General features: G+C 69.8%; 6 protein-coding genes. 2 read left to right on the top strand and 4 right to left on the bottom strand.

Features of this window, described 5'->3' with window-relative positions:
* The 4 genes from KV097_RS18880 to KV097_RS18865 form a co-directional block, all read right to left on the bottom strand.
* Window positions 1–745, bottom strand: a 745-nt coding sequence (locus tag KV097_RS18880) for a hypothetical protein (RefSeq protein ID WP_220366800.1), incomplete at its 3' end; no start/stop codon positions are given.
* A 97-nt stretch (window positions 746–842) separates the two neighbouring features.
* Window positions 843–2,411, bottom strand: a complete 1,569-nt coding sequence (locus KV097_RS18875) for a glycosyltransferase family 39 protein (RefSeq protein WP_220366799.1) — start codon at window positions 2,409–2,411, stop codon at window positions 843–845.
* Window positions 2,380–2,844 carry an adenylyltransferase/cytidyltransferase family protein gene (locus KV097_RS18870; RefSeq protein ID WP_220366798.1) on the bottom strand — a complete coding sequence of 155 codons (465 nt, stop codon included), beginning with the start codon at window positions 2,842–2,844 and terminating at the stop codon, window positions 2,380–2,382. The genes KV097_RS18875 and KV097_RS18870 overlap by 32 nt, the downstream gene beginning before the upstream one ends.
* 112 nt (window positions 2,845–2,956) lie before the next feature.
* Window positions 2,957–4,111 carry a hypothetical protein gene (locus KV097_RS18865; RefSeq protein ID WP_220366797.1) on the bottom strand — a complete coding sequence of 385 codons (1,155 nt, stop codon included), beginning with the start codon at window positions 4,109–4,111 and terminating at the stop codon, window positions 2,957–2,959.
* A 188-nt stretch (window positions 4,112–4,299) separates the two neighbouring features.
* Here KV097_RS18865 and KV097_RS18860 point away from each other — a divergent pair, with 188 nt between their 5' ends.
* Both KV097_RS18860 and KV097_RS18855 read left to right on the top strand, forming a co-directional pair.
* Window positions 4,300–5,736: an exopolysaccharide biosynthesis polyprenyl glycosylphosphotransferase gene (locus KV097_RS18860; RefSeq protein ID WP_220366796.1), complete on the top strand. Its 1,437-nt coding sequence runs from the start codon at window positions 4,300–4,302 to the stop codon at window positions 5,734–5,736.
* 174 nt (window positions 5,737–5,910) lie between these two features.
* On the top strand, window positions 5,911–6,579 hold a 669-nt coding region (locus KV097_RS18855), incomplete at its 3' end, for a hypothetical protein (RefSeq protein WP_220366795.1).

The following is a 6,579-nucleotide window of genomic DNA, read 5'->3' as shown; positions in this document are numbered from 1 at the left end:
GTGGCCGGCCGCCGGGCCGCGGGACGCGGCTGCGCTGTTTGGGAAGGGGCCGGACCCAGGCCCGTGCCGGCCGGCTCACCGCCGTCGCGGAGCTGGGGCAGCGAGCGAGAACCCGGCCAATGAGGCGCCGCTCGCCCGGGTCCACACCGAGCCGCCACCGGTACTTCACCGCGACGTAGCGGGCGGTGTAGGCGCACGTGGCGTGGCGTGGGCGCCAGCGGGTGACATCACGGCCGTGCTTCGCACGCTGTGCCTGCTTGGTCACCACGACCACCGTCTCGGCGTAGCCGGTGTCGTTGGCGAATGCACGACGCGTGGCGCGGTTCCACCTCCTCGCGCCCGACCTCCAGGCCTCACGGAGCGGAACACGGCGGTCGACGGCCACGCGCGACGCGCGACGGACCGTCCGACCGTCGTACTGGGATCGCCACCGACCGCTGACCACGGTGCAGGCTCCCCGCGTGCGAACCTTCGCCGTCGAGCGTCGGGAGAGGATCATGTCTCGCTTTCCGCAGCCTTTGCCACGGCGAGTCCAGCCGCCGAACTTCGATGCGCGGTAGCCGGCACGCGCCTCTCGGCGCACCGGGAGTGCACGCAGGAGGGTGGCCGCGCGGACCCGCACTGGACGGCGGGCCGAGAACCCAGCCGGAGGAGCTCCTGGCACCGTCGTCGTCGCCGTCGGCTCGCTCGGTACGAGCGCCGACGCCGTCGCCGGCGGCGGACCGAGGAGCGCGGCCACGGTCACGCAGCAGGCAAGGATGATAGTTCGCATTGGGCGCTTCCGGGTTGATTTGTCCCTTTGCGTCCATCCTCATCCCAAAGGCATCCGTCCGCAGTGCGGATCACTCGACCGTGGCACGCTCGTACTCGACGACGACCGTCTGGGGTCCCTCCCGCCTGCTCGCCTCTCGGAACCCCCACCCCTCCACCAGGCGGCGTTCGGCATCGGCGTCGGGATAGCCGACACGCCGGATCAGCCAGAGGCGGGAGCCGGCTTCAGCCCGCACCTGGGACTCGGCCAGCGATGCAGAGAGACCTGTCAGGTCGTCGGTGTCCGTCGGAGGTGTGCGTAGGGTGAGATCTCGCAGACCGTCGAACGCCTCTGGGTAGGCCATCGCCACGAACCGCATGGTGCGGGCCACCGGCCACGACCGCGTCGGGTCGCGGGGTGCGAAGTAGACGGCGTCCCCGTCCTGACGACGGGCCTCGACGAAGGACGCCGCCTGCTCCCAGTCCGCCCCGGACTTCGCGTGGGGTGTTCTCTGGGATACGTACACCGGCACGGTGAGAGCAACGACCAGAGCGACAGCGGTCCACTGCCGGCCCCGGGTGTCGAAGGTCGTGAGTGCCCAGCCGATCAGGAGGGCGACCCCCGGCGCCGAGAACGCAAGATAGCGGGAGTTGTAGAGAGAAGGGCTCATCGCTACGGCGAGAGACACGAGCACCGTCGTCGGCACGACGACGGCGGGCAGCGACCAGGCGAGCACCTGACGGCCCACGGGCGACCGCAGCCCGCGTCGCACCGCGACGACCACCAGCACCCAGCCGACGGTCGCCAGCACCACCGACGAGACCATCCACCACTGTGCGGGCTCCCATGCCGAGCCGCCGCCGGCGCCGGTGAGGCTGGTCGGCGTCTCGCCGAGCCAGTACTGGTTGACGACCACCTGACGGCCCAGCGTCAGGAGGGAGTCGTCCGGCGTGCCGAGCTGACCGCCCTGGCCTCCCGCCGCCCAGACGAGGGGTGAGACCAGGAGGGCGCCCGATGCGGACGCCGCCAGCCAGCGCAGCAGGTGCGGGCGTGCGATGAGAGCCACGGTCACGCCGTGAGCGAGCACCGCCAGCGCGGCGTACACGTTCAGTGCGACGAGGACCGCCGCGCCGAGCGCGTACGCGGCCCACAGCCCACGCCGTCGGTCTCCGCGGAGGAGGGTGAGGAGGAGCACCGTCAGCCAGACGGCGACCGCGGTCACGAGGGCCGACGACCGCGCCTCGATGCCCATCCAGGTCACTCGCGGCATGAGGGCGAAGATGACCGCTGCGAACACCGCGTGCCGAGCGCCTCCCAGAAGGCGCCCGAGCACGTACACGCCGGCGGTCGCGACTCCGACCGCCAGCACGCTGGGCATCCGGAGGGCGAGCGCCGACTGCCCGAACACCTCGACCCATCCGTGCATGAAGGCGTACCAGACGCCGTGGACGGCGTCGAGGTTGCCGGTCAGCTCGCGGAGCTCGGTCATCGACAACGAGGCGGCGTACGAGGTGGCGGCCTCGTCGGTCCACAACGACGGTATCCAGGAGCCGGCGAAGGCGACGAGAGCGCCGAGCGCGCCCGCCGCCCACGGCGCACGCCGGCTGCCGCGTTCGACGGACGAGGACTCAGGCGTCGAGGTGACCGGTGCGAGACTCATGGTCCTGCCCCTCACCCACGACGCTGCTCAGCGCGCGCCGCAGCATCGTGGACGACGTGTGCACCGTGTAGGGGAAGTAGACGACCTCCACGCCGACGGTGGCGAAGTCGCGCTCGAGCTTGTCGCCCTTGGGCGTACCGCGCCAGTCGTCTCCCTTGAAGATCCGGTCGAAGCGAAGGACCTTCCAGGTGTCCAGCTTGTCTGGCACGTCCTCGGCGTGGACCTGGTCGACGAACTCGATGTGCCGGACGATCTCCAGCCGCTCCGTGAGTGGCACGAAGGGGAGGGACCCCTTCGCGCGCAGACACATCTCGTCGGTGACCACACCGGCGATCAGGTGGTCGCACAATCCCTTGGCATGGCGGAGCACGTTGAGGTGGCCCACGTGGAACAGGTCGTAGACCCCAGGCGCGTACCCGATCACACGCTCCACAGCACACTCCTTCCCGACGTCGAACGACGTCGGCGCCACCCGTCGCCACATCTTAGTGAGGCCGGCAGCTCGACGTTCCCATAACCGGACATTTCCCCTTGTGTGGGGTGGATCACGGTGACGCCGCCGTAGGAACGGTGAAGTAGTAGACGCCCACCAGCGCCGAGACCACGCACGCCGCGCCGACAGCCGCGACGGCGAGGCCGGTCCGGAGCCGGGCGAGGAGGACCCCGAGAGGGAGCAGGACCGGGAAGATCGGGAGGGCGAACCGGACCATCGAGAGATAGAAGGCGCCGCCCTGTCCGAGCGCGAGCAGCATGCCGAGGACGAGGTAGGTCGCGACCGGCAGAGGGGGCCGCGCCACGAGGGCGAGGACGGTGAGGACGATGAGCCCGACCACGGCGACGGCGAGAGCCGGGGCGAGCATCCCACGAGGCCCCGAGGTCGCCCCCGCCGCCCATCGCCAGAAGGTGTATCCACCGTCGAACCTGACCTGCCAACCTTCCCGCTGGGTGACGAACCAGGCGTCGAGCTCACCCGTCCGAAGTCCTGCGTGCGCGATCGCACCGGTGACCCCGAGCGAGCCGAGAGCCACCGCCACGAGGCTGCGCACGTCGCGACGGGTGACGATTGCCTGCGCCGCGGCGACCGCCACGGCGGCGACGAGGATGACGCCGGTCGGCCGCGTGAACCCGGCCAGCGCGCAGCACACGCCCGCGGCCCACCACTGGCGTCGCAGCACGGCGTAGAGAGTGGCCGCCGCGAGGAGGGTGAAGAGGCCCTCGGCGTAGGCGGTCGAGAGAACGGCGGCAGTCGGGAAGACCGACCAAGCGGCCGAGACGAAGAAGGCCGCGCGCGCCGTCGCGTACTCGCGCACGGTGAGCGCGATCACGACCGCCGCAGCTGTGCTGACCACCAGCCCGACCACGACGGCGACGAGCCAGAACGGCACCCCGAGCGTGACGAACGGCCGCACGCTCCAGGGGTACAGCGGGAAAAAGGCGGCCTCGTTCGTCACCACGTCACCGCCGGCCTGTCGCGGCAAGGCGTCGGGGTAGCCGTGCTCTGCGATCGAGCGGTACCAGCGGCCGTCCCAGCGCTCGATCGCCGTGCCCAGGCCGCCGCGGCCCTGGCTCGCGACGAGCAGTGCCCCGAGCGTGATGGCACGCGTCACGAGGTGTGTGAGCGCTGCTGCGCCGGCCAGTCTCGCCGTCGTCTCGATCCCCTGAGTCATCCAACCGGAGAGGGGTATCACCACACTCGCCATGGACCGAACGTAGGAAACCGGAGAGTCACGGCAGGGACATTTTCACCATGGGCCGAGACCCGCCGGGACAGTTATCGAAAAGTGGCGGAGGGAGAACCTTCGGAGCCTTAGCATGTTCTCGGCGACGAAGTCCACCGCTCTCGCGGTGGGCGAGGTTTGATCAAGCAGGAAGTCGGAGTACGTCGGCGATGAGCGACACGGATCTGAGCGGAACGGCCCCACTGCGGCTTGCCGTGCCCGGCCAGACCGCAGACATCCTCCCCGGCGGGCCGACGCGACGGTCCCTCGGGCGCCACCGTGACCGTGTTTCCGACATCGCGTGGTTCGGGCTTCCCGTCCTCGCCGCTACGGCCGCGGCCGCAGCCGCGGTCTCGGCCGGGCCGATCGTCTCCTCCCTCTGCCTCGTGCTGGTTCTGCTCCCGTTATACGCGGTGGTTGCGAAGCCGGGCATCGTGAGGACGAACGACGCCCGGCGCTACGCGCGACGCACGGTCACTGCCGCTGCTGTGACGTTGACGCCTCTTGCTGCAGTCGAGCTCCTGGCCCCCGGCGACGTTCGTGCTGCTCTCGCTGTCGTGCTCACCGCGTGCTCGACGGCCCTCGTCGCCGGCCTCCTCGAGCGGCGGCGTCGTCCTGCCTTCGCTGTTCTCGTCGTCGGAGACGGGGATGGCATCCGCGACGTGGTGAACCCGTGGGCCACCAATCAGCGCATGGATGTTGTCGGCGCGTGCGTCCCGACCGCCCCCGGCGAGCCGCTCCCCGACGACGTCAGCGGCGTCCCCGTCCTCGGCCGACCCGCAGACGTCGAGACGGTCGCTCGTTCGTGTGCCGTGGATTGGGTGGTCATCGCGCCCGGTGCGGCGCTCAGTGTCTACGACGTGCGCCGTCTGACCTGGCAGCTCGAGCGCGCACGTGTGCCCGTCAGTGTGGCGACCGATCTCAACGGCGTGATGCCGCACCGTGTCGAGCCGGTGGTGGTCGGGCGCCGCATGCTCCTCGACGTCTCGTCCCCCAAGCCGTCGTCGCTCGGGCTGTGGGGCAAGGACCTGCTCGACCGCGTCGGCGGCCTCGCCCTGCTTCTGCTGGCGTCGCCGCTCCTCTTGGTGTTGATGGCGTTGGTCAAGCTCGACTCCCGCGGCCCGGCCTTCTTCCGCCAGGTTCGGGCCGGACGCAACGGTCATCCGTTCACGATGATCAAGCTTCGGACGATGGTCGTCGACGCGGAGGAGCGCCTCGATGAGGTTCGGGAGCTCAACGAGGGCGCCGGACTCCTGTTCAAGATCGGTGACGATCCCAGGATCACGCGCCTCGGACGCGCGTTGCGCAAGCTTTCTCTCGACGAGCTCCCCCAGCTGATCAACGTGGTGAGGGGCGACATGTCGCTCGTTGGGCCGCGTCCTGGTCTGCTCTCCGAGCGAGACCAGTACGACGACTGGATCGCGCGACGCTTGCGAGTGAAGCCTGGGATGACCGGATTGTGGCAGGTCAGTGGCCGGTCCAGCCTCGACTGGGAGCAAGCCGTACGCCTCGACATCGACTACGTCGACAACTGGACCATGCGCCGGGACCTGGGGATCGCCGCGCGGACCCTCCGTGCCGTCGTCTGCCGCGATGGAGCAGGCTGACCACAACGCCGCGTTCTACACGGTGATGCAGGTCACACGCAGCCCTAAAAGTGCTGATCTTCATCGCCGGGGGCGCTATGGCAGGGATCGGTCCGGTCTGTCGTATTTGGGCCACGATCGGGTGGCCCAAACTCGTCACGAATCTCACCGGTTGTGCGACCTATAGTCCAGCGCATGCTTCGCCGACACAGCGTCCATCGGATCCGCAACGCCACACACCGCCGTCCCTCCAAGCCCCACTCCCGTCGCCCGGCCGTCGTCGTGATCGCGGCCCTCGGCCTGCTTGCTCCGGCAGGGATGGTCGCTGCGGCCGACAACGAGGCGGAACCCCCGTCGTCCCAGTTCGAGGTGGTCAACGGCACCATCCGAGCCGCGGCCGCCAGCCCGGAGGGTGCAGCGAGTACCGAGGCGGTCCTGTGGGGCAACAGCAGCTATGCCACGACCGAGATCGCGGGATCTGGGCGGGTGATCCTCTCGGGGAGGAGCAGCGACTGCGAGGGTTGGGCCGTCGTTGCCGTGTCCGTCGACGGCGTTCCGTCGGGTCGCGTGACGCTGGACGACGCTCGACCCGACGGTTCCGTCGCAGTCGGACCCTCGCTAGGCGACGGCCTCCACGACGTCCGCATCGATCTGGTGAACGACAACTACGTCGAAGGCCAGTGCGATCGCAATGCCTACCTCTCCGCGGCGGCGATGGAGGTGGCTGGTGCGGTCACGCGCCCGTCACCGACCCCGGTTGGTCGTCCGGGCTCGTCTAACACGGGTGTGCCTGCCGGTACGAAGCTGACCGTCCATGACGGAGATCTGACGATCAGCAGGGCCGGCACGGTGGTCGACGGCCTC

It is taken from the genome of Mumia sp. zg.B17, assembly GCF_019550915.1.
Lineage (GTDB): Bacteria > Actinomycetota > Actinomycetes > Propionibacteriales > Nocardioidaceae > Mumia.
Note: the sequence above shows the minus strand (reverse complement) of the source record. Positions and strands in the feature narration are given on the sequence as shown.

Coding starts and splice junctions, on each gene's coding strand:
- KV097_RS18875 (WP_220366799.1), bottom strand. CDS start 2,411: ATGAGTCTCGCACCGGTCACCTCGACGCCTGAGTCCTCGTCCGTCGAA.
- KV097_RS18865 (WP_220366797.1), bottom strand. CDS start 4,111: ATGGCGAGTGTGGTGATACCCCTCTCCGGTTGGATGACTCAGGGGATC.
- KV097_RS18860 (WP_220366796.1), top strand. CDS start 4,300: ATGAGCGACACGGATCTGAGCGGAACGGCCCCACTGCGGCTTGCCGTG.